The organism is Lactiplantibacillus sp. C232 (assembly GCF_023806725.1).
Lineage (GTDB): Bacteria > Bacillota > Bacilli > Lactobacillales > Lactobacillaceae > Lactiplantibacillus > Lactiplantibacillus plantarum.
The window spans coordinates 37,684-63,022 of the sequence record NZ_JAMSKZ010000007.1 but is presented as its reverse complement, the minus strand read 5'-3'; the positions used below and the strand labels follow the sequence as shown (position 1 = coordinate 63,022).

The window sequence follows — 25,339 nt, the reverse complement described above, 5'->3', positions numbered from 1 at the left end:
CCTCCTCTAAAGGTAAATAAGTTTATCAGGTGCAATTTTAGTAGCTAGGTTATCCGGTAGTGGCTGATCAGTCACAAAGTAATCAAAATCACTGAGAGCTAGCAAGTTGAAGTTGTGGCTGACGTTCACCTTGGTGTGGTCAAACAACAGCACTAGCCGGTCGCTTTGGGCGCGTAACGTTTCCTTTAAAGCGATATCAGATTCGTAAGCGTAATAAACGCCGTCTGCGGTCAACCCAGCGCAACTCAAGACCGTGGTCGTAAATCGAAATTTGTGTAGTGCTAGAATGCTGTCAGCGCCTTGAACACACCGTTGTTGTGCATCTAATGTGCCACCCAGGATACGCGTTTGAAAATTGCTATGTCGTAATGCCTGGTCAGCAATGTCAAGGGAATTCGTAACGATCATGCCGGGGTGCTTGGACTGGAGATATTGTGGTAGACAGGCAACGGTGGTTGAGATATCTAGAAATAATAACGCATCATTTAGTAAATACGAACTGGCAGTGTGGGCCAGGGCTCGTTTAGTTTGCAGTAAGTCATCATCCCGGTCCAGGTATTGATCTAGCTTATTAAACGTATTCGGCCGACTAATGCCGCCGTAGTTTCGTTCAGCCAAATTATGAGCTGCGAGTTTGACAATATCGCGCCGGGCAGTGTCGCGTGAAGTCCCCGTTAATTGCATAATGTCTTTTAAACTCAGTGATGGGTGGTTTTTTAATTCATCAAGAATCAATGTTAAGCGTGTTTTTTGGTTCATAATTGATCACCTTAAGCTTTTTTAAGTGTTAAACACATACTAACTTATTTTAGCTTAAATAGAAAGCCAATGACGTCAATTAATGAAAACGGTTGAATTAATCGGCGTTGATGTTGTGGTTACGCCTTGAAACCCTTAAAATTAAGCTAATTAGTGGCAGGGCTACAGCATACCTACGAAAGGATGGTTCAGATGAAAGTGAAAAAAGTGGTCATTGTTGGTGGCGTTGGTGGTGGTGCTTCAGCGGCGGCCCGCGTGCGTCGATTGGACGAGTTCGCCCAGATTACAATTTTTGAAAAGGGGCCGGATGTCTCATTTTCCAATTGTGCCTTACCGTACACATTCAGTGATGTGATTGACCAGCCCGATGACGTGATTTTAAAGACACCGATGCAATTCGAGCAACAGTACAATATTGACGTTCAAGTGAATACAACGGTTGTCGCCATTGATGCGCAGACTAAGACAGTGATGATCAAACGGCAAGGACAGGTAGCAACGACGATCGTCCCATATGATACACTGATTCTTTCACCTGGTGCTCGACCGATATTACCCGCAGTGATTGCGGGAATCGACCGGCCCAATGTTAAAACGGTCCGCAATGTTCAAGATGTCCGAACGATTCAAGCGTATCTGACTGAACAACACGTTCATGATGTGACGATTGTTGGCGGCGGCTTTATCGGACTAGAGATGGCTGAGAATTTACAACAGGCTGGCTATCAGATCACAATCATTGAGGCTGCCGAACACGTCTTGGGCACTTTGGATGACGAGTTTGCTCAGCTAGTACACAAGGAACTATACGATCACGGTGTGCAGGTGATACTGCAAGAACAAGTGACGGCCATTGATGCAACACAAGTGCAGCTCGCCTCGGGACGCGCCGTGACCAGCCAGTTAGTGATTGTGGCAATCGGGGTTACACCAGTAACTGAATTAGCGGTTCAAGCGGGTTGTGCGTTAGGCGTGACCGGTGGTATCAAGGTTGATCATCGTTACCAGACGTCCGTGGCCGACATTTATGCGGTGGGTGATGCCATTGAAGTGACTAATCGGCTTACACGTCAATCTACGCGGCTAGCATTGGCATTTCCTGCACAAATGCAGGCCCGACACATGGTGGATCATTTATACGGGCGGACGCCACAGTATCAGGGTGTGATCGGATCGCAGGTTCTTCACGTCTTTACGTTAAACGTGGCGTCAACGGGCCTGAACGCTACTGAGTGTGAGCACCAGCAACTTGATTATCGGTTCGCAACGGTGGCACCACAGAATCGGGTCAGCGTGATGCCAGGGACAACAGCCGTCTTTCTTAAGTTGATATTCAGTTATCCGACCGGTGAGATTTTGGGCGCGCAGGCCATTGGTCAATCGGACGTTGACAAAACGATTGATATTATCGCTAGTCTAATCACGATGCACGGTCGAGTCAGTGACCTGACAGATGTTGAATTATGTTATTCGCCATGGGTCAGTACCGCCAAAAATGTCGTCAACATGGTTGGCTTGGTGGCGGAAAACGTCCTGAATGATGAATTTAAGCAGGTTGCGGTGACGCAGGTTCGACAGCTGGTCTTGGCGGGGGCGTTTATCATCGATGCCCGTGAACCACAAGAGTACGCTGATGGGCACATCAAGGGCGCTCATAATATTCCACTGAGTCAGTTTCGGCAGCGCTTAGTGGAAATTCCGACCAATCAGCCAGTTTATATTCATTGCCAGACTGGACAGCGAAGTTACAATATGGTCCGCGCGTTACTTCAGCGCGGCTATACGAATGTGGTCAACATTGCTGGGTCGTATGCCGAACTAGTTCAGTATGAATATTTTAATGATCAGACAACGGGGCGAACCTCAATTTTGACACGAACATGATGATTGATAACTAAGATATTAATTTCAACAAAATTTGATAACGTAGCAGAGGCTATTGGGTAAAATAGAAGGTTCAGAAGTGTTAGACTGAAATTATCATAAGAAAGTTGGTGGCAAAATATGCGAACGATTGAAGACGATGCAGCGCTTAAGATTCTAGCGGATGTGATTAAGATTCCATCAGTTAACGACCATGAGTTGACGGTCGCAAAATATTTGCAAGCCCTGTTGGCGAAGTATGATATTTCAGCTAAGATTTACCCCATTACCGGTGATCGTGCAAATCTAGTTGCAGAGATTGGTCATGGGCAGCCTGTTTTAGCGGTTTCCGGTCATATGGATGTGGTTGCGGCAGGTGACCTGGCGGCGTGGGACACCGATCCTTTCACCTTAGTAGAAAAATCCGGTCAGTTATTTGGTCGGGGCGTCACGGATATGAAGGCTGGTTTAGTCGCATTAGTCGCTGCGATGATCAATATTCAGCAGCAAGGTGGCCCTAAACATGGCACCATTCGCTTGTTGGCGACAATGGGCGAAGAAGTTGGTGAAGCTGGCTCAGCTGCCTTTTATCAACAAGGGGCGATGCAAGATGCAGCTGGTTTACTGATTGCTGAACCTTCAACGGTTTATGGAACAGCGGCTGAGCAGAAGGGGTCTTATGACTTAAAATTGACGTCTAAGGGTAAGGCGGTACACAGTTCGACACCCGAACGCGGCTATAATGCTTTAGTCCCGCTGATTAAATTACTCAATGAAGCCAATGACTATTTTGAAACGATTCCGGCAGGCGAGATGGGACCGGTCAGATTTAACATTGACGTGTTAAACGGTGGGGACCAAGTAAATTCGTTACCCGATTTAGCGACTGCACTCGTTAATGTGCGGACGATTCCGGAATACGATAATGACCAAGTGACCCAAAAATTAACGGACCTGATCGCAGCGTATAATCAGCAAGGTGCTGACATTAAGATGACCGCTATCATGAATGAGTCACCAATTGCAACCACGGCTGATAATCGGTTAGTAAAGTTAGTGCAGGCCATTGGCAAGCCCTATGCTGGCCGCGATGTTGTCGTTGCCTCAAGTCCGGGAATTACCGATGCTTCTAATTTGGCTAAGCGTCAACCAGCCGATTTTCCCTTTGCGGTTTATGGACCGGGTAATATGACCCAACATCAGGTCAATGAAAGTTTACCAAAACAGATGTTTTATGACTTTATTGCAATTTATCAACAGCTGTTTACACGTTTTTTGGCCGAGTAATCGGTGTTGATTGATCGTAAAATCAAAGACCCGCTAGCAGTCAGTGACTGTCAGCGGGTCTTTGAATGGTTAGTACCAATTTTCAGGTGCATGGGTCGGTGTTGAAAAAGCAACGGCAATTTGTCGCAGGGCTTCGTAAGTTTCGGCGGTATTTACCCCTAAAATTGTCGCCATTCGTTGTTCACTGGTTTCAAAGAAACGTTCGATCTTGGTGGCTAATTGGCGGGCCTTGGGTGTTAGGAGTAGTCGTTTGTAGCGACCATCGTCCTTTGCTGGCACGCGAATGAGTAAATCAGCGGCTTCCATTTTGGAAACGAGGCTGGAACAGGTTGCTTTACGAATATTGAACTCTAATTCTAAGTCCCGTTGGAAGAGGTCGTGATGCTGTTCATTGTTGGCAATAAAGTTGATCGTACTGATTTGCATGCCAGTTAGTCCCAGTGATTTTGCATAATGGTCTGAGTCCCTGGCTAATGCATTGTTCGCTTTCTTAATCATGATTCCTAATGAATCTTGCATGGGTAGGCTCCTTAATGATGCTATGGTTCGTTCTAACTAAAGTGAATTATAAGAACTAATTGTTAAAAAGTCAATTAAAATAGGACTTTGAATTTTAGAATAGTATGCTAAAATAGTTAATTAGTTCGTATTCGAACTATAGGTTAAGGAGCTGATTTTAAGTATGGAAAAACGTGTTGACCTCAAATTGATTCTCGCTATCGTGGCTGCCGGATTACTTTCATTTTGCGGGGTGATCGTGGAGACTGCGATGAATATCACTTTCCCTAAGTTGATGCGAGAATTTGCACTCAATACGGCGACGGTCCAGTGGATGACCACGGCTTACTTGTTAGTAGTCGCAATTATTGTACCAATTTCGGCGTTTCTGAAACGCCGCTTTCGCACTAAAACGTTGTTTGTGACTGCCAATTTATTATTTATACTGGGATTGGTCGTTGACGCGGCCGCGACCAGTTTTCCCGTTTTAGTCACTGGACGAATCATTCAGGGAATGGGAACTGGGATTGCTTTACCGTTGATGTTTAATATTATTATTGATTGGGCACCAGCACGGCAGAAAGGGACCTTGATGGGAATTGGCACGCTGATTACCGCAATCGCCCCAGCACTGGGGCCGACTTTTGGGGGCTTGATCGTTAGTTGGATGGATTGGCATTGGATTTTCGTACTGCTAATCCCGGTACTCGTGATTTCACTTGTGTTAGGGCTATATGCGATTCGACAAGCCCAGCCGACAGTTAAAGTTGGATTTGATGTGGTCGGTTGGCTGATGATCGTCCTCTTATTCGTTGGCTTTACAATTGGATTTAGCAAGTTAGCCACGATTACCACGCAACCACTGATTTTTGTGGCTTGGCTAGTGGTCGGTATGATTGGTCTTGTGGGATTCGTTATCCGCACACGTCGAGCAGCACAACCGCTAATCAATCTGGCGATTTTTACCACAAAATCTTATGATTTGCACTTAATGGCGTACTTTTTGGTTCAAATCTGTGCCCTCGGGTTGGCTTTCATATTGCCCAACTACATCCAGTTAGTGAACGGCAAGAGTGCTTTGTTAGCTGGCTTGTTTGTACTACCTGGCGCGGCGATCGGGGCTGTTTTTGCCCCACTAGGTGGACGGATTCTAGACAGTCTGGGTGCAGCCAAACCAGTCCTAACGGGTTCAACAATTTTGGTTATTGCCATGGCACTGTTTACGGTGTTGGGGATGCACCTGTCAGGCGGTTTGATTTTAGCCATTTACATTTTATTAATGATTGGTATTGGCTTAACCATGGGTAATACGATGACGAGTGGCTTACAGCAGTTGTCAGCTGAGCATCAAGCTGATGGCAATGCCGTGTTCAATACCATGCAGCAGTTTGCAGGGGCCATTGGGACTTCGGTCGTGTCCGCCGTTATCACGTTAGTTCAAGTACAGACGACTGGAACGAGTGCGCATCGGACAGCGTTAGGGTCAACCATGGCGTTGGGGTTATTGCTGATTTTAGTGCTGATTGAATTGGGGACCATGATATTGGCAATGAAGACGCGTCAAGCTGGTCAACGATAAAAATGTTATAAAAAGATTGACATTGTTTTGAGAAGGTGTAATCTTTAGTTGTTCAAAAGTTAATCGGCGATGACGTTCGCCACATAATAATTGATAATCAATTTGATGACGTCTACTGTTTGTTTTTCAGACAGTAGACGTCTTTTCTTTTTGGTTAAGAAGGAGAGATTGATATGGAAAAACAAGTTATTGAAACGGTAAAGGCTCGCGAAATTTTTGATTCACGGGGTAATCCAACAGTTGAGGCTGACGTTATTTTGTCAGATGGGACGCTAGGACGCGCGGAAGTACCATCGGGAGCTTCGACTGGAGAAAAAGAGGCAGTTGAATTACGCGATGGTGGTGATCGTTTAGCCGGCAAAGGTGTTCTTAAGGCTGTTAATAATGTTAATACGGTCATTAATCATGCTTTACATGGTGCTGACCCGTTTAACCAAGCCCATATTGATCAAATCATGATTGACCTAGATGGTACGCCTAACAAAGCGCGTCTGGGTGCGAATGCTATTTTGGGTGTTTCAATGGCAACGGCACGAGCGGCGGCAAACGCATTACAGCAGCCGCTTTATCGTTACTTAGGTGGCACTGATTTAGAGCTACCCCAAACATTTCATAACGTGATCAATGGTGGGGAGCATGCGGATAATGGCATTGATATTCAAGAATTCATGATTACACCGGTCGAACGAACCAGTTTTCGGGATGGTTTTGAAAAGATCGTGAATACTTATCATACTTTGAAAAAAGTTATCGAAGATGCCGGGTACACGACTGGTTTAGGTGATGAAGGTGGCTTTGCGCCTGATCTTAAAAACTCAGAAGAAGCCTTGCAAATGTTACATGATGCGATTATTAAAGCTGGTTATACACCTGGTAAAGAAATTGCGATTGCTTTTGACGCGGCGGCCTCGTATTTTTATAATCGAACGACCCACAATTATGACTTTGAGGGCAAAACGTACACGCCGGCAGCCCTTGGTGATTATTATCTGCAGTTATTAGCGAAGTTTCCAGAAATCGTTTCAATTGAGGACCCATACGGGGAAGAGGACTGGGATAACTTTGCAAGCTTTACAGCTGCTCATGGTGACCAGCTTCAAATTGTGGCTGATGATCCGGTCTGCACTAATCCGCAATTAATTCGGCAAGCAATTCAGCGGGGGATGGCTAACAATATTTTAATTAAATTAAATCAAATCGGGACCGTTACCGAAACTTTGGCCGCGATTCGGCTAGCTCGCAAAAATGGTTATGCCACGATGATGTCACACCGATCTGGCGAAACTGGTGATACTTTCGTCGCTGATTTCACAGTGGCCACCAATGCGGCTCAACTAAAAGCTGGTGCGCCAGCCCGCTCTGAACGCGTTGAAAAATATAACCAATTATTGCGAATTGAGGAAGAATTAGGTACTGACGGTGCTCGGTTGGCCCACTTCCCAAATAACGTGATGTTTGACTAATTATTCGTGATAAACCTGATTCGACAGTTAGGTTGCCAGTGGTGCTTGTCAAATTCGAGGTGCAGACATGATTGAAGATTTAACGGAGCAACAAGCAGCCGCTAAACTAGCGGCAGATGGATTTAATGATGTCTCAGAACCAACGTTTAACTTTTTTAAGGCCGTAGTCAGTCGTCTATGGGAACCATCGGCATGGATTTTGGAGGGAGCCTTAGTTATTGAAGTTGTTTTGGGTAAAGAAATTCAGGCTGGCTTTATTGCGTTAATGCTGGTCTTTGCAGCCGTCAATGGTGCAATTCAATCGCGACGTGCGGCCTTGGTTTTACAGGAGCTAGCGCATCAATTGACGCCAACCAGTTCGGTACGCCGTGCTGGTCATTGGCAGTTGATTGATGCGAAGGCTTTAGTTGTGGGTGATCTGATTAGTTTACAGGTAGGGAGTGTAATCCCGGCTGATATTCGTGTGTTGACGAATCCAATTCATACGGATGAAAGCTCAATAACCGGTGAATCCGTTGCAGTTATCCATACGTCGGGTGAAACGGCCTTTGCAGGCACAATGGTGGTAGCCGGGGAAACTTTAGCACGCGTACTGGCGACTGGAAGTCATAGTCGGGCTGGAAAAACAGTCAGTTTGATTAATCAAAACAATGCGCCTGGTCATTTACAACGATTATTGGGTAAAATTATTGGTTATTTGGCATTGTTAGATAGTGCTCTAGCACTCATCATTGTTGGGATAGCGTTAATTCGCCATGCAGATATGATTCAGATGTTACCGTTTCTAGCGATGCTGTTCATTGCGACGATTCCGATTGCCATGCCGTCAAGTTTTGCAGTTGCAAATTCGGTAGAAGCCCGTGAACTTAGCCGGCAGCGGATTCTGGTCAGTGAATTAACGGGTATTCAGGAAGCTGCCAATTTGAATTTATTACTTGTTGACAAAACGGGAACGATAACGACAAATCAGCCGCAAGTCGTGCAGTTTAAAAATTTGTCGGCCAGATCAGATCAGCAATTGTTGCGGTTAGCAGCTAGCGCGACCGATTCGCGACATCCTAGCGTGGTGGATCAAGCAATTGTGAACTTTGCTCATCGCTATCAGTTGAAACGGCTGCCACAGCAGGAATTTAAGCCATTTGATGCAAGTGTTGGTTATGCCGAAGCGCTAGTTGGTGAAGCGCCAACAGTTGTGCGGGTACGTATTGGTGCACTTAGTCGTTTGTACGAGTTAACCGCACAGCAACCGGCTTTAGCAATCGACCAACTGGATTTGACCCGGGGCCGTTCAGTGGCGGTCATGATTAATAATGTTTTACAAGGTGTGTTGATTTTGCAAGATCAACCGCGCCCAGATAGTGCGGCGGCCTTAAAAAGGATTCAACACCGGGGCGTTAAAACGATTATGCTGACAGGCGATAATTTAAAAACAGCGCAGGCTGTGGCTGATGCGGTTGGATTAAAGGGCCAAGTAGTTTCCTACCAGACCTTTAAAACGCACTCGCGACCGTTAGCGCAAGTTGCCGGGATTGCCGAAGTTGTTCCAGAGAACAAATTGGCAATTGTCAAAGCTATGCAGCGCGCGGGTTACGTGGTGGGGATGACGGGCGATGGTGTTAATGATGCGCCAGCATTAAAGCAGTCGGAGGTTGGGATTGCCGTTGACAATGCCACTGATTTAGCCAAACGAAGTGCTAAGTTCGTCCTGTTAACGGGTGGTTTGGCAAATATTCTGACGATTTTAGACAGTGGTCATCGCGTCTACCAGCGGATGCTGACTTGGACAATTACCAAACTCACTCGGACGGTCGAACTGACCGTGCTTTTAACAATCGGCTATTTATGGCTAGATTACGTGCCATTGTCGCTGAATGCGATGGTATTAGTGGCTATTCTGAATGATTTAGTAACATTGGTCCTTGGCACTGATCGCACAACCATTCGCCATCGTCCCGAACAGTGGGATATGCCCCGCTTAAGCAAAATTGCGGGGTTCCTAGCGACTGGTTGGACAGCTGTGGGTGTTGGTTTGATAGTCTGGCTGCATGGTTTGGGGTTGTCTGCTGGTCAGTTGAGCACTAGTCTTTACGTCTATCTCATATTTAGTGCAATGTTAACAATCTTGATGACTCGTACTAGTGGTCCATTTTGGCGGGGACGGCCTAGTCGCGCAGTTGGGGTGACCATCGGCTTGAACTGTTTGTTGACCATCGGATTAGCTAGCAGTGATTGGGGAGTGCCGGCTATTAGTGGCTGGCTAACTTTAATAGTGATCGTATTAGTGTTAATGACTGGTATCGGTTTGACGGTGGCCGGCGACCTCTGGCGACGATTGACTAAATGATTACAATGCTGATATTAACGGTGATATTCCGCAGGGGATTAATTAATTGCGAAAAGCGTGAATCTCAGCTATCGTTAAATTGGCATTAAAAACGAACGGAGGTAGCAAAGTTGCAAGCATACGTCGTGAACCAACCAGGTGGACCAGAAGCGTTACAATTAACGACACTTCCTAAACCGAACGTCAAACCGGGGTGGACCCGGGTAAAAGTTTTAGGTTTTGGTATCAATCACTCAGAAATCTTTACGCGGGAAGGCAAGTCACCGAGCGTGCAGTTCCCACGAGTGCTCGGAATCGAAGTAGTTGGTGTGGTCGATGAGACCAGTGCGCCAGCAACATTCACGTCTGGGCAACGTGTGGTTTCAATCATGGGTGAGATGGGTCGGGCATATGATGGTAGTTATGCCGAATACGTATTATTACCGAACGAGCAGGTTTATCCGATCAAAACGAATCTATCGATTGCCTCATTGGTGGCAACCCCTGAGACCTACTACACGGCCTATGGCATTTTTAAGTCTTTGCAGCTTAAAGCGACGGACCGGGTGCTAATTCGAGCAGCTACTAGTGGGGTTGGGATTGCTGATTTAAATCTGATCAAGGCTTATAATCCGAAGATCCATGTGGCCGGGACTACTCGGCGGCTAGTTAAGCGCCAACAATTGATTGATGCTGGCTTTGATGAGGTCATTGTCGCTCCGGATAGCGCTCGTTTACCAGCCGCAACGGCTCATTTTGATAAAATTATCGACTTGATTGGTCCACTCAGTGTCAAAGATTCGTTGTCGCATCTCAACGAAGGCGGCATTGTAAATATGACGGGCGAATTAGGTGGGCTGTGGACCGTTCCTGATTTTGACCCGATTAGTGATATTCCGAATGGGTGTTATTTAACGGGCTTTTCCTCTGGCGATGTTTCTCAGACATTGTTGCAAGATTTATTTGACTTCATCGCAGCATATCATGTGTCGGTCGCCCCTGCTCGGATTTTTAACTTTAATCAGGTACCGGCGGCCCATGCTTATTTGCAAGCGGCAGACAGTTTTGGAAAGGCCATTGTGTTGTTGGACCAAAACGCTGAGTAATCTGGTGGTTGGCTACTCTAAGCCTAGTACTTGCAAGTTGGACTTAGACCACCGGATTGAAATCTGTAAAGGAATCTATAATAAAGAAATCACGATCGTGTCTGACCGTAAATCGGCTAATGCTGACTGGTCTGACGCGATTTTTTGCCTAAATGGTCGCTTAAGTGTATGGTTTGCTTGAAGGGTAAAGCAGTTGGAATCGTATCAAAAAATACAATCATTAGCTGGTAATGTTCGCGAAGTGTACTTGTAATCCCATGGGAATCTATTAGACTGGGTTTAAGGTTGACCATCGGTTGATCTGGTAAAAATTCGAAGAGGTGTTAGCAGTGACGATGATTTCTAGTCCGTCGATGGAGGTCACTGACGTTGGCGATTACCTCAAACTAGGGGCCTGTACTGCGGTGATGGCCCAACCGATTCTCACAGACGCATTGGCAAGTGGGCCGTCGATTGCCATGCAAACTGGGATTGGTGTTGTTTATAATCTGGTCAAGTATACGGCACCGGCCTTTATTTTTGGCATTCTCTATACGACGACGCGTCTGACGCTTAATCAGACCGCGTTGACCTATACCGACTATCTGCGCCAGCAATGGCATGCGCTGTTTATTCCAACGATTTGGTGGACCACGATCTACTTAATCTTGATGCCACAATTGCAGCAAGGTAGCCAGTATCATGACTGGCGGGGATTTTTCTGGCAGTTCGTTAATGGTAATGCAGCGCCTCATCTGTGGTATAACACCATGATGCTACAATTTATCATATTAATGCCGTTATTCTGGGCGCTTGGCCGTTGGTGTCAGTCTCGACCTCGACGCGGCTGGATCGTATTTGGCGGTACAACACTGGTCGCCGTTCTTTGGTTGTGGTTTTATAACCAACAAGTTTTCCATGGTCCTCACAGCCGTGGTTGGTATTTACTGGACCGGCTTTTTATCAGTTTCCAGATTTTCGGGTTCTATGGCATGTTAGCTTGGGTGTTTCGAGATACCTTTCAGCGCATGCTTAACAAGTGGTGGCCGGGATTACTTGGTCTATGGTTAGTTGGCCTGATCTGGACTAATTGGGAACTGTTCAGTTACGGCTTCCCGGTTAATTTGCGCAACGCCCCGTATTACAAACCATCAATGACGGGGTATGCGCTAGCAGTCATCGGCCTGTTGGCGGCATTGTGTGAGATTCAAGTTCGTCGTCAACGGCCTTTTAGCAAATTTGTACATTTCTTTGCTGGTATGGCCTATAAGGCATACTTAGCGAATGTTTTCTGGTCTGAATTGTTGTGGCGCGGTTTTGGTCGTACTTTGATGGTCAAGGCTCCCTGGCTGAGCATTGCGCTGTGTTATGGTTTGACCTGGTTATTGTCCTTTACAACGGCTTTTGGTCTGCATGCAGGATGGATGCGACTAAAACGTGAATACGAGCATGATTAGGGGCTAACCTCGTAATTAGTCGTATTCTTCATGATTAAAGCGGGACAATTGTCGTGTCATACTGGGATGTAAGTTGACCAGACCACTTTCTGAATCGGCTTGAGGTGTCGTGAAATTGCGTTACTGTGTTAATCATAAAATTATTGATGCTGTGCAGATGTTCGATGACAAAATAAGCACGTTGTAAAAATCACCAGAGTGTGGTTTTACAACGTGCTTATTTTGATGTGGGAATTAGGTCAACAGGGCTTTTGCTGCGCGCTTTATGAAGTAGCGTTTTTGATAAGTGACTACCTGATAATTTTTCAAATGAAGCGCCTGGTTGTTTGGTTGTTAGTTGACCACGATTGTCTCTGTAATTTGACCAGCATTGGGGTCGGTTAGATAGTTAATACTATTGGTCATGCCAACTTGCGCGGGACCGGCCTTTACCGTAATCGTCGTGGCGACTTCACCAGCTTTTTTTTGATCCATTTGCTTAAATAAATCAACGTCTGTTTTCGGTAGGTCGTTAGCAGCGACAACGGCACTGGTTTTCGTATAGGTCGTAACAATCTGCTGATTGATACGGATGATTTTATTAGCGTTGATGATGAGATATAACATACCGGTACTATCACCACTGGCAACGGCGGTATGTGTTAATTGATAGCCAGCGTGGGCTGCATCGGTTTTGAAGGCCGCATAGGTCACGTTTTGATTCAGTGAGCCTAATGAATAGTGACTGAGGTCCTGGATAGCAGATCGTTCATAACTATCATAACGATGCTGATATAGGTAGCCATCTTTGATCAGCAACTTGCCTGTATCGCTAGCGCTAGTCGTAGTTTCGGCAGCGATCCAGGTACCATTCAAATTCGCTACGTTGACGTGTTTAGGCGCCGCCTTGGCACTAGTATCAGTGAAAGCGCGGCCCCGTTCAATGGTCGTTGCCTGCTCAGTATCTGAATATTGAATGTTGACAGCGTAAAGGTGGTGCCCCTTAGCAGCAAAGGCGGTGTTGACTGGTAACGGATCGGTGTGATTGCCGGATTCCAAGTAAATTAAGTCAGTCAGTTTGTTAATCTGGATTGAGGCACCGAGCTTTTTCAAAACCGCGTTGATCTGACTAACTGACATGTGATGCAGCCGGTGTCGGTAACTTTTCATGATATGGCGTTGCTGATCATGGTGCCATTTGGCGTACGAAACTTGACGATGTTTGACGCCGGCGGACAAAAATTGGCCGTTACTAGTGGTCCAGCTTGATTGGGCAGTAGTTTTGTCAACCACGGAAATGTCTAAATTGCTGGCGACGCCGTGTTTTGTTTGGCTGGAACTAACGGCTTGATCAAAAGTCCATGTTTTGGTTGGTGCTTGAATCACTTTTTGGGTCGTCGCTTTGACGGACCGATGATGCTTCACTGGAGCGAATGTTTGGGTCGTACAACCAGCAAGTGCAAGGCCAATTGTCATCACCAAAATAGCTAATTTGTGCATTAGGGTACTCCTCCAAATCAATAAGTATCGTGATCATCAGTATAGCATATGCGATTATGGTGAGTGTCAATTGTACTGGACCTGGTGTGCGCAGGGTTCATGAGTGTTGGGAGGTTTCACAACTGACTGCTTATTTTCTGTTGAGTCGCGCACGCTAATCTATTGATTTCAATCTGCATCAGTTTAAACGAAAATTGTCGTGGTGCTTGATGGCTAGGGTTATTTGGATGGTGAGTGTTTCGAATAACAGCTAGTCCGATTTAAGGGTTGACGATGATGAAAAAGCGTGTATACTTCTAAAAGTAGTTAGCCGGCTAATCAATTTTAGAAAGAAGGATTTCAATGCCTGACTTTTCGTTTCGTGATCGACCAGATAAACAGCGTGTGCAATTGACGCTGGGCAAAGCGAGTAGCTCGGCGGATGCTGAGCAGGTGTTGGCTTTTCTGGATTTTCAGTGGACATTTCGAACCATGCAAGCCACCTATGAACAATTACTCGATCAATATCAACTTTCAGAATCCAAGTTTATTATTTTAATGTTGCTGGAAAATGAAACTGATCACACGCTATTGCCGTCGGAGTTAGCCACAAAGCTAGGATCTGCTCGGGCGACTGTGAGCAAGTTACTGGTCGGCTTGCAAAAGCGAGGCTGGGTGGAAAAGCAGCATCCACAAGATGATAAGCGGACGGTTGCCATTCATTTGACCGCCGCCGGTAGTAGTGTTTTGACGCAATTTTTACCGGCCAATTTTAAGGCGGTTACAACAATTTTTGCGTCGTTTACGGTTCAAGAGCAGCAGCAGTTTAAAGGCTTATTGGATAAAATCAAGCAAGGCACCCAACAATTAAAAAGTGAGGCAATTAATCATGAATGACAAGAAAATTGAATTGTTAACAACATATTTAAGCTTATACATCGATCATCACACCGTTTTAGCCGATATGCAAAATGCGACGGGCAAGTACGTCGTCTTAGATGTTCGGAATGCACCGGCCCAAGTGAAGAAAGATCAAATCAAGGGTGCAATCGCGATGCCTGCCAAGGATCTGGCAACCAGAATCGGTGAACTGGATCCGGCGAAGACCTATGTCGTGTACGATTGGACGGGGGGAACAACCCTAGGCAAGACGGCGTTACTCGTGCTACTATCCGCAGGCTTTGACGCGTATGAATTAGCAGGAGCGCTGGAAGGCTGGAAAGGGATGCAACTGCCAGTTGAAGTGCTTGCGGATTAGTGAAATATCGATTTAGACTTAAGTCATAGTTGTAGTGCTAGACGCTTAAAGTAGCCAGCGGTGATGAAAGTAATCACCGCTGGCTACTTTGCGTTTTTGTGATAAACACTGGGTTGCGTCGTCCACAATGAGTTGATTTCGTATATTGTGAAATAAGTTCGTTAATTAGTTGGCCTTACAGTTTATCATTATAATCCGAGTTGATTTGAAAACATGTCCCCATTAAATGCCTTTTCTTTCAAGCCTGTGTTGAACTTTAACGGGCGTAACCAGTCAACATCACCAACTATATTTTGCCGATAAAATAATGAAAATGGGTTTTACTTTGTGTAAAAATGAACTACAATATAAATGGTTAATGTAAACGCTTACAGAACTTAAGTTTGATAATGATTATATTCAAGTGCAGGAACATAGGGAGGTAATCTTATGAGTAGTCGTGATACGGCAAACGTTTTATGGTTTGATGAATTACACCGCGAAGATGTGAACCTAGTGGGCGGTAAGTCGTCTTCACTGGGTGAAATGACGTCATCGATGGATGTTCCAGTCCCATATGGCTTTGCGACCACCGCCCGGGCGTATCAGTACTTCATGACCCAGACGGGATTGAATGATAAGGTCAATGATTTGTTAGCCAGCATTCAGGATTATGAAAATTCTGATGAATTGCATACTGCGTGCGAACAAATTCGTAACTTGATCGTGAACGCGACAATGCCCGCAGATCTGGCGGCTGATATTGAACAAGCCTATGCGGATCTCGCTAAGAAAATGGGGCAAACTGATCCGTTCGTGGCGATTCGCTCTTCAGCGACTGCGGAAGACTTACCAAACGCTTCATTTGCCGGCCAACAAGAATCTTACTTAAATATTAAAGGTGCTGCCGATGTCGTTAATCGGGTTCAACAATGTTACTCGTCACTGTTCACGGATCGCGCGACATATTATCGGCACAAACAGCATTTTCCACACGAAAAAGTGGCCCTCTCAGCGGCGATTCAAATGATGGTCTTTTCTAGGGCTTCCGGGATCATGTTCTCCGTCAATGTAGCGGATGGGGATGCTTCCAAGATCGTGATCGATGCCATTTATGGTTTGGGTGAATATATTGTCTTGGGCAAAGTTACGCCGGATCACTTTGTTATCGATAAACAATCAATGAAAATCGTTGAAAAGAATATTATCAAACAACCTGTCCAATTAATGCGGTTACCGGGTGGCGGGACTAAGGAAGAGTCCGTCCCCGATGAATTACAGGGTCAGCCAGTATTAACAGATGCGCAAGTCATTGAATTGGCCGGCTACGCTAAAGAAATCGAACGGCATTACGGTTGTTATATGGACATGGAATACGCTTTGGACACGAATACCAACCGGCTATGGATCGTTCAAGCGCGGCCAGAAACAGTTTGGTCACAGCGTAATAAGCACAAAGATGCAGCTGACGATGAAGATGTTGTGGATGAGGCGGATGCCAAAGTTATCGTCCGGGGGTTACCAGCTAGTCCGGGCTTAGCCAGTGGGGTCGTGCATGTCATTGATAATCCGAAAGACATTGATCAGTTCAAGCAAGGCGAAGTGTTAGTGACGTTAATGACATCACCAGATTGGGTACCGGCAATGAAGAAAGCTGCAGCGATCGTGACTAATAACGGTGGCATGACTTGTCACGCTGCGATCGTTTCTCGTGAGATGCAGATTCCATGTATTGTCGGCACTAAAAGTAAGGAAGTCGCGGCAACCGACGTCTTGAAGACCGGCGATGTCGTAACGGTCGATGCTAAGAACGGGGTTGTTTATCAAGGTAAAGTCGCTAGCATGTTGAAGCCAAAGAGTGGTGCTACGGCGGTTGCTGGTCAGGTGGTTGCGGCCGAGAGCTTTGCTCCAACTGCTACGGGCGTGATGATGAATTTGGGTGATCCTGATTTGGCTGACAAATATTCAAGTTTACCAGCTGATGGAATCGGCTTAATGCGCGAAGAGTTCCTATGGACAACCTTTATTCATGAACATCCACTATACTTGATCGAGCAGGGTCACCCTGAAAAGGTGGTCAATATGCTGGCGGATGGTATCGCGAAGGTTGTTCGGGCAATGGCACCACGGCCAGTCGTCCTACGCTTCTCAGACTTTAAGTCGAGCGAATATCGTAATCTAAAGGGTGGCGACAAATACGAGCCGCATGAACCAGCTGATTTACTGGGTTGGCGGGGTGCATCTCGGTACTATGATTCCAAGTATATCGAGGCATTCAAGTTGGAACTGGCTGCGGTCAAGAAAGTTCGGAACGAATTTGGGTTGAAGAATTTAAATGTCATGATTCCATTCGTACGAACCGTTGACGAAGCACAAAAAGTAACGACCATTATGCGCGATGAAGGCCTAGCTCGGAGTGCTGACTTCAAAGTCTATATGATGGCTGAAATCCCAACCAACATTATTTTGGCCGACCAATTCAATCAATTCGTTGATGGCTATTCGATCGGTTCGAATGACCTTGCAATGTTGATTCTGGGTTGTGATCGTAATAATGATACGGTGGCTCACCTCTTTGATGAGCGGAACTTGGCCGTTAAACGAGCGATTCGGCACCTGATTAAGACAGCCCATAAAGATGGCAAGACGGTTTCGATTTGTGGTCAAGCACCATCAGAGTACCCAGAGTTTACTAACTTCCTGATTCAAAGCGGCATCGACTATGTTTCAGTCAATCCGGATATGGTCAAGGAGACTAAACGAAATGTGGCGCACTTTGAACAACGCATTATGTTGGACAAAGCGACTGGCCGGGGCTTACAGGACCCAATTGATTATAAATGGTAAACTATGATTCCTGTTAAAAGTTAAATAATCACTAAAGGCGAACCAATTCGTAACTGAATTAGTCCGCCTTTAAGTTTGTTTAGATCCAAATACTGATTCAGGGTTAATTCGGAGCAAGAGGTCATCTAAAAATGACGGGCAGGTGGCATATGATTTACTTTTTAAACTGTTTCAAGTACCGACTAGCAAATAATTTGTGAAACTTAACGCCCAAAGTCGGGTTGGCAGCGTCAATATCCGCATACATCGCGGTGGTAATTTTGGTTAACAAGGGTGCCAGTTGATCGAGCTCGTCGTCAGAAAGCGTGTTGACAAATGGGGGGACCTCCTGGGCTGCGGATGCAATCTCTTTGCGACCAGCAGCCGTTAAGTTCACAAGGTTGACGCGGCGATCTTTGGTGGACTTGGATAAAGTGACCAGCTGACGATTGACAAGTTTATAGACGAACTCGCTCGTTGATTGCGGCGACATGCCAAGGCGACTTGCCAACTGTTTTTGTGAGAGGTGGTCCTCATCGGCTAGTGCTAGTAGAATCTTGCCCTGACCTTCAACAGTTATTCTTGGACGGGCCTGCTTGACAATGTCATCATAAATTTTGCTTAATTGTTCGTACTCGGCCAATTTTCCGGCGACTAGTTCCGCCTTAATATTCGTTGTCACGATTGATCATTCCATTCGTTCTTTTCTTAAGTATACAACATTCTTTGGTATGCGGTACGTTAAGGTTAGTTGATTTTTAGATTGATGGTCAATAATTAGTCGTTGACAATTTAGTCAGGGGGCCTTAACATATATTTAGTCAGGGCACCTGATTAATTTATGGGAGGTTTTAACTTGGATGAAGAAATGATGATTCAAATGACACATGTTCAGAAGCGATTTGGAACGAAAGTCGCCGTTCAAGACTTGTCACTGCAAGTCCAACGGGGTGAAATTTTTGGCTTATTGGGTCCTAATGGTGCGGGTAAAACGACGGTCATCAGGATGATGACGACCCTATTGCGACAAGATGCTGGGAAAATCTTAGTCAATGGCTTTGATTCATTGTCGCAAGCCCGACGTGTTCGCCAGCAGTTTGGTTTGACCGGTCAAACCGCTAGTATCGATCAGGACCTGAGTGCGCGGGAAAACTTGCAGATTTTTGGGCGCTTGAATGGTTTAAGCCGTGCGGCGGCGAAGCATCGAGCGATGGAATTACTGACGGATTTTGATTTGAAGCATTCTGCGGATCACGTTTTGGCCACATTTTCTGGCGGGATGCGGCGACGATTAGATTTGGCGGTTAGCTTGATTGGTAAACCGGCCATTCTTTTTCTCGATGAACCGACCACGGGCTTGGATCCGCGGACAAGAGCGCAGATGTGGCAAGCGATTCGTCAACTAGTGGCCGATGGTTCGACTGTGGTGCTAACGACTCAGTACTTAGAAGAAGCCGACCAGTTAGCCGACCACATTGCGCTCATAGATCATGGCCAGTTAGTCGCCAGTGGGACGCCCACCGCTTTGAAACAAACAGTAGGGGGTCAAGAGCTTGAATTGGAAGTCAGTGCGACGACGGCCGTCACACCGGCTAAGGATATCTTACAAGCCATGCTCGGTCAAGATGTCCGTGTTGCGGAACGGACCCTAACAGTGCCGTTGGATACCGCTAGCTTGACGCCGGTCACTGAAATTCTGATGCGGTTACAAGCTGCTCAAATCACGGTCAGTAACTTTGCGATGCACGCGCCGTCGCTCGATGATGTGTTTTTTAAACTGACCGTGGGCACAAATTAGAGGAGGACAAAGCGATGGAAATCAAACAACCAGCAGAGTTAAGTCATGTTTTGACAATGACGCATCGGAACTTATTAAAAATGTGGCATAATCCAGATAATGTTAGTGACGTGGTGATACAACCAATTATTTTTACCCTATTATTCGGTTACTTGTTTGGTGGGGCCATTGCGGGCAGTGTCCAGGCCTATTTACCAATGCTAGTTACCGGTATTTTGATTCAAAGTATTTTGAATGCAGCATCGGGATCCGGACAGCAATTACGTGAAGACATTAACGCGGGGGTGTTTGACCGCTTCAAGACGCTACCGATTTCACCGATCGTACCGTTAGCCGGTCAGTTAGTGGGGGATGTTTTCCGATTGCTTATTTCTGGCTTGATGGCACTGGTGACAGCTTTTATGATGGGCTGGCGACCTATTGTTAGTCCGCTAGTATTGATCGGCGTTTTACTGCTGGCAGTATTTGTTGGATGGTCGCTTTCATGGGTCTTTGCTTTAGTTGGTTTAATGGTCAAAAATGCGGCCCTGATTGGCAGTCTGTCAATGATCATTATTTTAGTGCTGACCTTTTTATCTAACGCCTTTATTCCGACTAAGACGTTACCACATTTGTTGCAAACAATTGTCCGATTGAATCCGGTCAGTCTAACAATTACCGCGATGCGCACAATTTTGCGGACTGGCCATTGGGGGCCCGATGCATTTGGTGTACTGTTAAGTGGTTTCCTTATTATTGTGATTTTTATGCCGTTAACTGTGTTGGCATATCGCCGATTTGGTTAACGGTACGCTAAAAATAGTGTGTGTTGCGGCTTAATGACCGGCAGCGCACACTATTTTTGAAATGGGGAATTACTGCCCGTTCGAAATTGATGGTGATGAAAAGTGTCAGATAAGTGGAGACTGATACTTGCGAGGGCCAATGATTGGCCGCAATTGTTGTTCGTGGTGCCAACAAGCGATAATGAGCAAAATAATAATCAATACTTGCATAGAAGATAAAACGAAGTCTGTCAATCCATAGGCTAGAATGATGGGCAAAGTCATCATAAAGTAACGCAAATTCGGCGTACGATACTGGTGCCAATATTTGGTTAAGTGCCAGCCACTGCTGAGGACTAAGTAAATAAAGCCGGCACCGCCTAGGATACCAAAAGAAGCTAGTAGCATGAGCAAAATATCGTGGGCGTGTGGGACGTAGGTTCCCGTCAGTTGCAAATAGTGCCGCGCAAAGCCAAAATACGTCACGCCGAGGTACGGGGCCTGTTTGAAAACGGTGAAGCTGTTGTGCCAAATCGTCAAGCGACTTTGAAGTGCGGTGATGGTCGAAGCACTTCTAGGGAAAACGTGCCAGACAATTAAACTGCCAGCAATCAAGATTGTTGTAACCAAAATGCGATGGTGACGGCAAAGCTGGTAAGTCGTCATGATCAGAATGGCAATCATGATCATGAGCCCTGTGCGCGATTTGGTTTGATAAACGCCCACACAAAGTAAGCCGACCAAAAACCAGTTTATGAGCGGCCAGCGCGTGAAGGGGTGAACACTTCCATGACTTAACTGTGTCAATAGTAAGCCGAGGGCAATCAATAATAAACAGCAGGCATCATTTGGATTATAGGCGGACCCGAACAAGCGATTCTGATTAGCAGCATAGCCCCATAATAGGTCACCCAGCATGAACTTCAGCCACGTTGGTAATGTCAATACTTGGTTAAGCCAGTGGAAAGCAAAACCACTAATTGTAATATACAAGCCAAATTGGATGATAAATTTACGAAGCTCGTGCCAAGCAATCGACTGCGTGGACTCACGACACAACAACCAAAGATTGCCCAATACAAAAAGCATTAGGACAGACAGAATAACACTACGATAATCGTGGTGATTGAGATTGAGCGTCGTGATGCCCATTAATAGGACGATAAACCCTAGCAACGGGTCGTGCCGACTGAATTGTCGTGGATGTTTGAGTAACGCCAGCCATTGCCACCGGCTTAAATAAATCAGCCATCCGATACCTACCGGCGGCAGAATAGCTAATAATTTTAGGCCAGTCAAAAATGGCGACGTCGTTAAAAGACGTTTTCGCATGGTTAATCAAACTTTCTCTCATTAAATAATATGTCGCTTGCCAGTCGACATTAGCCATATTATGGCACGTCTGCCTGTCATCCAAACTTGCATTAATAGAATTTTAGTTAGTTTGAACAAAGCTTAGGAATTTTCAGGAAAATTTAACCAGCTGAATGCGTATTCACAGTGAAGCATGGTAAAATATGATTAGTAACGTACGGTGATACGGGTGCTATCCTGAATCACCATTGAAATGCGTTGGTTTTTAAGGTCAAAGATGATTGGCCAACAAAGGTCTAATCTAGTGTGCGACCTTTGTTCAGACTGCTAACTTCCAGGCCATTGGGTATCGCCATGATCTTAGTTGAACCTCGTTGGGTATTTCTGATAAAGAGCCGACCCGTAATTCAACGACCAGCACGTTTCGATTTTGGTGCATACTAAGGATAGCGAGTGACGTGCGTGGTTAGTTAAACTGAATAATTAAAACAATTGAACCGGGTGGGTTTGACCACAACCACTGAAAGTTAGTCGTGTGGGTAAATCTTCCCGAATTAAGGGGGAACTGTATGTGGATGCAAAACAATTATCAAAACGATTAGCAACGGTTGGCGCTTTCGTTCAGCCGGGCGCCCGCGTGGCCGATATTGGGTCAGATCACGCTTATTTGCCAGCTAATCTCGCATTAAATCATCAAATTAGTTATGGTGTAGCTGGTGAAGTCGTCCGGGGGCCCTTTGAAAATGCGCGTCATGAGATTCAAAAGCTGGGGTTAACGGATCGCTTAGTGGCCCGTCTAGCTGACGGTCTTGCTGCGATTGAACCAGCTGATCGTATTGATACGGTCACGATTGCCGGGATGGGGGGCCCTTTGATTCGCCATATTCTTGAACAGGGGCCGACCCAGCTCGCCGGTGTTCAACGGTTGGTACTCGAGCCTAATGTTGGTGAAGCGACCGTGCGGGAATGGCTGGCGGCCAATCAGTTTCAAATTGTAGCTGAACGAATTCTAGCTGAAGATGGCCATACTTATGAGATTCTTTGTGCTGATCGGGTTGATCATCAGGTGACGTATACGACGGCTGAACAGATGTTTGGCCCGTTTCTGCTAGCTGAGAAGTCGCCGGTGTTTATCGCTAAGTGGCAACGTGAGTTACAACGAGTAAATGCGGCGGTTGCGCAAATGCAACGGGCTAAAGTGATACCAGAGGAACAGTTAGCGCTGGCTCACGCTAAAATCAAATTGATTGAAGGAGTCTTGACGGATGCAAGCAAGTGAATTAATTGCGCGTTTTGAAAAATTTGCGCCACTCAAGTTGAAGTGGGAGCATGATCCCACCGGATTACAAATCGGCGATCCTCATCAGGACATCCACAAGGTGTTAGTTACCCTGGATGTGCGGCCGGAAGTTGTCCAAGAAGCCATCACGATCGGTGCTGACATGATTTTTGCTCATCATCCCGTCATGTTTCGACCGGCCAACAATCTTGATTATCAGGATCCTCAGAAAGCAATGTATGCAGAACTTGCAGCTCACCACATCTTGGTGTACGCGGCCCATACGAATCTGGACTGTGCTGAGGGCGGAATGAACGATTGGCTGGCGGCGGCCTTAGACTTGCAAAATGTGCAGGGATTGGTTCCTGGGTATCGTGCACAGGCTGTTAAGTTGACTTTAACGGTACCGACCAATCAAGTTGAAACGGTACAGGAATACTTAACGAATACCGTGGGTGCCGCGCTAGATCGTTACGCTGTCAACTCGGGTGAACAGTTCAGCGTCGACTTACTAGCCGATCAGATTCCAACTGCGGTAGCGGGCGTTAATGACTTAGCCGCTGACACGTGGGATTACCAGGTCGTGCCACTGTTGTCTGGCGGTCATCAGTATTATATGGGCCGAGTCGGTGATTTGCCGACACCGTTATCAGCGCAGGCGTTTGCCGAACAGTGTAAGCAAGTATTTGGTGTCAGCGGCCTGCGACTAGTCAGTGCCGATCCCCGACAACGGATTACCCGTGTGGCCGTCCTGGGCGGCGATGGTGGTAAGTTCTATCCCCAAGCGTTGCAAGCAGGTGCACAAGCTTACGTGACCGGGGATGTCTATTATCACACCGGTCACGATATGCTGGCAGCCGGGTTGACGGTCATTGATCCAGGCCACCATATCGAGAGTATTTGTAAGTCACAACTCACTAAGCTGTTTGATCAATGGCGTGTACAAGCTGGCTGGCCAATCGAGATTGTGGCGTCTCAGCTGAATACTGATCCGTTTACCTTCATCTAAGTTAATCATGAACTTTAATAAGGAAAGGAAGTTATCATATGTCAAAATATCCAAACTTAATTTCAGATTTTTTAACCTTTGTCAAAATTAATAGTCGTTCAGATGAGGAATCAACGACAATTCCTTCGTCACCACGTGAAACGGCCTTTTTAAAGCAATTAATGAGTAAGCTCACTGATTTAGGCTTGAGCGATGTTGAACAGGATGCGCAAAGTGCGTACGTTTTTGCGACGATTCCTGCGAATAGTGACAAAGCTGTTAAAACCCTTGGCTTCATTTCACATATTGATACGGCTGACTTTAACGCGGAAAATGTCAATCCACAAATTGTTGACAATTATGACGGTGAATCAGTTATTAAGCTCGGAAACGGGGACTATGTGCTGGATCCGGCGGTCTTCCCAAACTTAAAGAACTATGCTGGTCACACGCTGATCACAACTGATGGAACCACGCTGCTTGGAGCTGATGATAAGTCTGGTGTTGCTGAAATCATTAGTGCTGCGGAATATTTGTTGGCCCATCCTGAGATCAAACATGGCAAGATTCGGTTAGCTTTTGGTCCCGATGAAGAAATTGGGACTGGTGCTGATCACTTTAATGTGCCTGCCTTTGGCGCCGATTATGCTTACACCGTCGATGGTGGTCCGCTTGGTGAACTGGAGTATGAAACGTTCAACGCGGCCCAAGCGACGGTGACGATTACAGGTGTCAACGTTCATCCAGGGGAAGCTAAGGATAAGATGGTCAACGCCTTGCAGTTAGCCGTTGATTTTCAATCGGCGTTACCCGCACATGATGTCCCGGAACACACGGAAGGCCGTGAAGGGTTCTTCTTCTTGCTTAGTTTAGACGGGACCGTTGACAGCGCTAAGATGACTTACATTATTCGTGATCATGACCGCGATAAGTTCGAAGCACGTAAACGGTTATTTATGGCGGTTGCGGATCGGCTGAATTTGGCTGACGGTGTGGCCCGGATCAAGGTCGACATGAAGGACCAGTATTACAATATGCGCGAAATCATTGAAAAAGATATGCGGGTCGTTGAATTGGCCAAACAAGCCATGCTCAAGCTCGGTATCACGCCAGCCATTTATCCGGTTCGTGGTGGGACGGATGGCTCCAAGATCTCATTTATGGGCTTGCCGACACCAAACTTGTTTGCTGGTGGTGAGAACATGCACGGTCGGTTTGAATACGTTTCAGAACAAGTGATGGCCCAAGCCGTGGACGTTGTCTTACAAATCGTTCAGGATAATTATGACCAGGACTAAATCCTTGACCTTGTTTGACCTTACGGGTTATACTCTAATAGTCAATAAAGGTCAAACAAAAAT

Annotated in this window: 20 protein-coding genes and 1 riboswitch; of the genes, 15 read left to right on the top strand and 5 right to left on the bottom strand. The window is 46.1% G+C overall.

From position 1 onward, the window contains the following. Positions 1-6: 6 nt before the first annotated feature. Complete coding sequence (locus tag MZO41_RS08265; protein WP_003646015.1) at positions 7-759, bottom strand: DeoR/GlpR family DNA-binding transcription regulator; 753 nt, start codon at positions 757-759, stop codon at positions 7-9. A gap of 192 nt (positions 760-951) precedes the next feature. Here MZO41_RS08265 and MZO41_RS08260 point away from each other — a divergent pair, with 192 nt between their 5' ends. Together MZO41_RS08260 and MZO41_RS08255 are read left to right on the top strand one after the other, a co-directional pair. Further along, positions 952-2,643, top strand: coding sequence for an FAD-dependent oxidoreductase (locus MZO41_RS08260; RefSeq protein WP_022637980.1), 1,692 nt, complete (start codon positions 952-954; stop codon positions 2,641-2,643). A gap of 120 nt (positions 2,644-2,763) precedes the next feature. Then, positions 2,764-3,909 carry an ArgE/DapE family deacylase gene (locus MZO41_RS08255; RefSeq protein WP_013355580.1) on the top strand — a complete coding sequence of 382 codons (1,146 nt, stop codon included), beginning with the start codon at positions 2,764-2,766 and terminating at the stop codon, positions 3,907-3,909. Positions 3,910-3,978: 69 nt separating this feature from the next. On the opposite strand, the gene MZO41_RS08250 is transcribed toward MZO41_RS08255, so the two are convergent. Beyond that, the gene (locus tag MZO41_RS08250; RefSeq protein WP_003640626.1) at positions 3,979-4,428 is read right to left on the bottom strand and encodes a MarR family winged helix-turn-helix transcriptional regulator; all 450 of its coding nucleotides are present in this window, start codon (positions 4,426-4,428) and stop codon (positions 3,979-3,981) included. Between the two features lie 163 nt (positions 4,429-4,591). On the opposite strand from MZO41_RS08250, the gene MZO41_RS08245 reads away from it, so the two are divergent. The 5 genes from MZO41_RS08245 to MZO41_RS08225 all read left to right on the top strand — a co-directional run bounded on the left by MZO41_RS08245 (position 4,592) and on the right by MZO41_RS08225 (position 12,314). Then, the gene (locus tag MZO41_RS08245) at positions 4,592-5,986 is read left to right on the top strand and encodes a DHA2 family efflux MFS transporter permease subunit (RefSeq protein ID WP_013355579.1); all 1,395 of its coding nucleotides are present in this window, start codon (positions 4,592-4,594) and stop codon (positions 5,984-5,986) included. A 56-nt stretch (positions 5,987-6,042) separates the two neighbouring features. Further along, a riboswitch (Fluoride riboswitch) is annotated at positions 6,043-6,108 on the top strand. A gap of 51 nt (positions 6,109-6,159) precedes the next feature. Continuing rightward, on the top strand, positions 6,160-7,449 hold the full coding sequence (gene eno, locus MZO41_RS08240) for a phosphopyruvate hydratase (RefSeq protein ID WP_013355578.1): 1,290 nt from the start codon (positions 6,160-6,162) through the stop codon (positions 7,447-7,449). Between the two features lie 67 nt (positions 7,450-7,516). After that, the gene (locus MZO41_RS08235) at positions 7,517-9,793 is read left to right on the top strand and encodes an HAD-IC family P-type ATPase (protein WP_022637982.1); all 2,277 of its coding nucleotides are present in this window, start codon (positions 7,517-7,519) and stop codon (positions 9,791-9,793) included. 110 nt (positions 9,794-9,903) lie between these two features. Beyond that, positions 9,904-10,878, top strand: coding sequence for a zinc-binding alcohol dehydrogenase family protein (locus tag MZO41_RS08230; protein ID WP_013355576.1), 975 nt, complete (start codon positions 9,904-9,906; stop codon positions 10,876-10,878). 335 nt (positions 10,879-11,213) lie between these two features. Next, positions 11,214-12,314, top strand: a complete 1,101-nt coding sequence (locus tag MZO41_RS08225) for an acyltransferase family protein (RefSeq protein WP_033099039.1) — start codon at positions 11,214-11,216, stop codon at positions 12,312-12,314. Positions 12,315-12,647: 333 nt separating this feature from the next. Here MZO41_RS08225 and MZO41_RS08220 read toward each other — a convergent pair whose 3' ends face one another. After that, complete coding sequence (locus MZO41_RS08220; RefSeq protein ID WP_013355574.1) at positions 12,648-13,793, bottom strand: hypothetical protein; 1,146 nt, start codon at positions 13,791-13,793, stop codon at positions 12,648-12,650. Between the two features lie 342 nt (positions 13,794-14,135). On the opposite strand from MZO41_RS08220, the gene MZO41_RS08215 reads away from it, so the two are divergent. The 3 genes from MZO41_RS08215 to ppsA all read left to right on the top strand — a co-directional run bounded on the left by MZO41_RS08215 (position 14,136) and on the right by ppsA (position 17,856). Next, positions 14,136-14,669, top strand: a complete 534-nt coding sequence (locus tag MZO41_RS08215; RefSeq protein WP_003640618.1) for a MarR family winged helix-turn-helix transcriptional regulator — start codon at positions 14,136-14,138, stop codon at positions 14,667-14,669. Beyond that, positions 14,662-15,030: a rhodanese-like domain-containing protein gene (locus MZO41_RS08210; RefSeq protein WP_022637983.1), complete on the top strand. Its 369-nt coding sequence runs from the start codon at positions 14,662-14,664 to the stop codon at positions 15,028-15,030. Before MZO41_RS08215 ends, MZO41_RS08210 begins: the two co-directional genes overlap by 8 nt. A gap of 429 nt (positions 15,031-15,459) precedes the next feature. Next, positions 15,460-17,856, top strand: a complete 2,397-nt coding sequence (gene ppsA / locus MZO41_RS08205) for a phosphoenolpyruvate synthase (RefSeq protein WP_013355572.1) — start codon at positions 15,460-15,462, stop codon at positions 17,854-17,856. Between the two features lie 154 nt (positions 17,857-18,010). On the opposite strand, the gene MZO41_RS08200 is transcribed toward ppsA, so the two are convergent. Beyond that, on the bottom strand, positions 18,011-18,517 hold the full coding sequence (locus tag MZO41_RS08200; RefSeq protein WP_003644447.1) for a MarR family winged helix-turn-helix transcriptional regulator: 507 nt from the start codon (positions 18,515-18,517) through the stop codon (positions 18,011-18,013). Between the two features lie 174 nt (positions 18,518-18,691). On the opposite strand from MZO41_RS08200, the gene MZO41_RS08195 reads away from it, so the two are divergent. After that, entirely contained in the window at positions 18,692-19,633 is a 942-nt protein-coding gene (locus MZO41_RS08195) for a daunorubicin resistance protein DrrA family ABC transporter ATP-binding protein (protein ID WP_003646029.1), read from the top strand. A gap of 14 nt (positions 19,634-19,647) precedes the next feature. Beyond that, entirely contained in the window at positions 19,648-20,418 is a 771-nt protein-coding gene (locus MZO41_RS08190) for an ABC transporter permease (RefSeq protein ID WP_003640613.1), read from the top strand. A 105-nt stretch (positions 20,419-20,523) separates the two neighbouring features. Here MZO41_RS08190 and MZO41_RS08185 read toward each other — a convergent pair whose 3' ends face one another. Continuing rightward, on the bottom strand, positions 20,524-21,729 hold the full coding sequence (locus MZO41_RS08185; RefSeq protein ID WP_003646031.1) for an O-antigen ligase family protein: 1,206 nt from the start codon (positions 21,727-21,729) through the stop codon (positions 20,524-20,526). 553 nt (positions 21,730-22,282) lie between these two features. Between MZO41_RS08185 and MZO41_RS08180 the strand changes: the two genes are divergently transcribed. Genes MZO41_RS08180 through pepT form a run of 3 tightly spaced genes read left to right on the top strand, consistent with a single transcriptional unit; the run spans position 22,283 to position 25,276 of the window. Beyond that, on the top strand, positions 22,283-22,990 hold the full coding sequence (locus MZO41_RS08180; protein WP_003644445.1) for a tRNA (adenine(22)-N(1))-methyltransferase: 708 nt from the start codon (positions 22,283-22,285) through the stop codon (positions 22,988-22,990). Further along, a complete protein-coding gene (locus MZO41_RS08175) occupies positions 22,977-23,999 on the top strand; it encodes a Nif3-like dinuclear metal center hexameric protein (RefSeq protein WP_128650860.1) in 1,023 nt (340 codons plus the stop codon). Before MZO41_RS08180 ends, MZO41_RS08175 begins: the two co-directional genes overlap by 14 nt. Before the next feature lie 38 nt (positions 24,000-24,037). Beyond that, a complete protein-coding gene (gene pepT / locus MZO41_RS08170; RefSeq protein ID WP_003644443.1) occupies positions 24,038-25,276 on the top strand; it encodes a peptidase T in 1,239 nt (412 codons plus the stop codon). Positions 25,277-25,339: the final 63 nt, after the last annotated feature.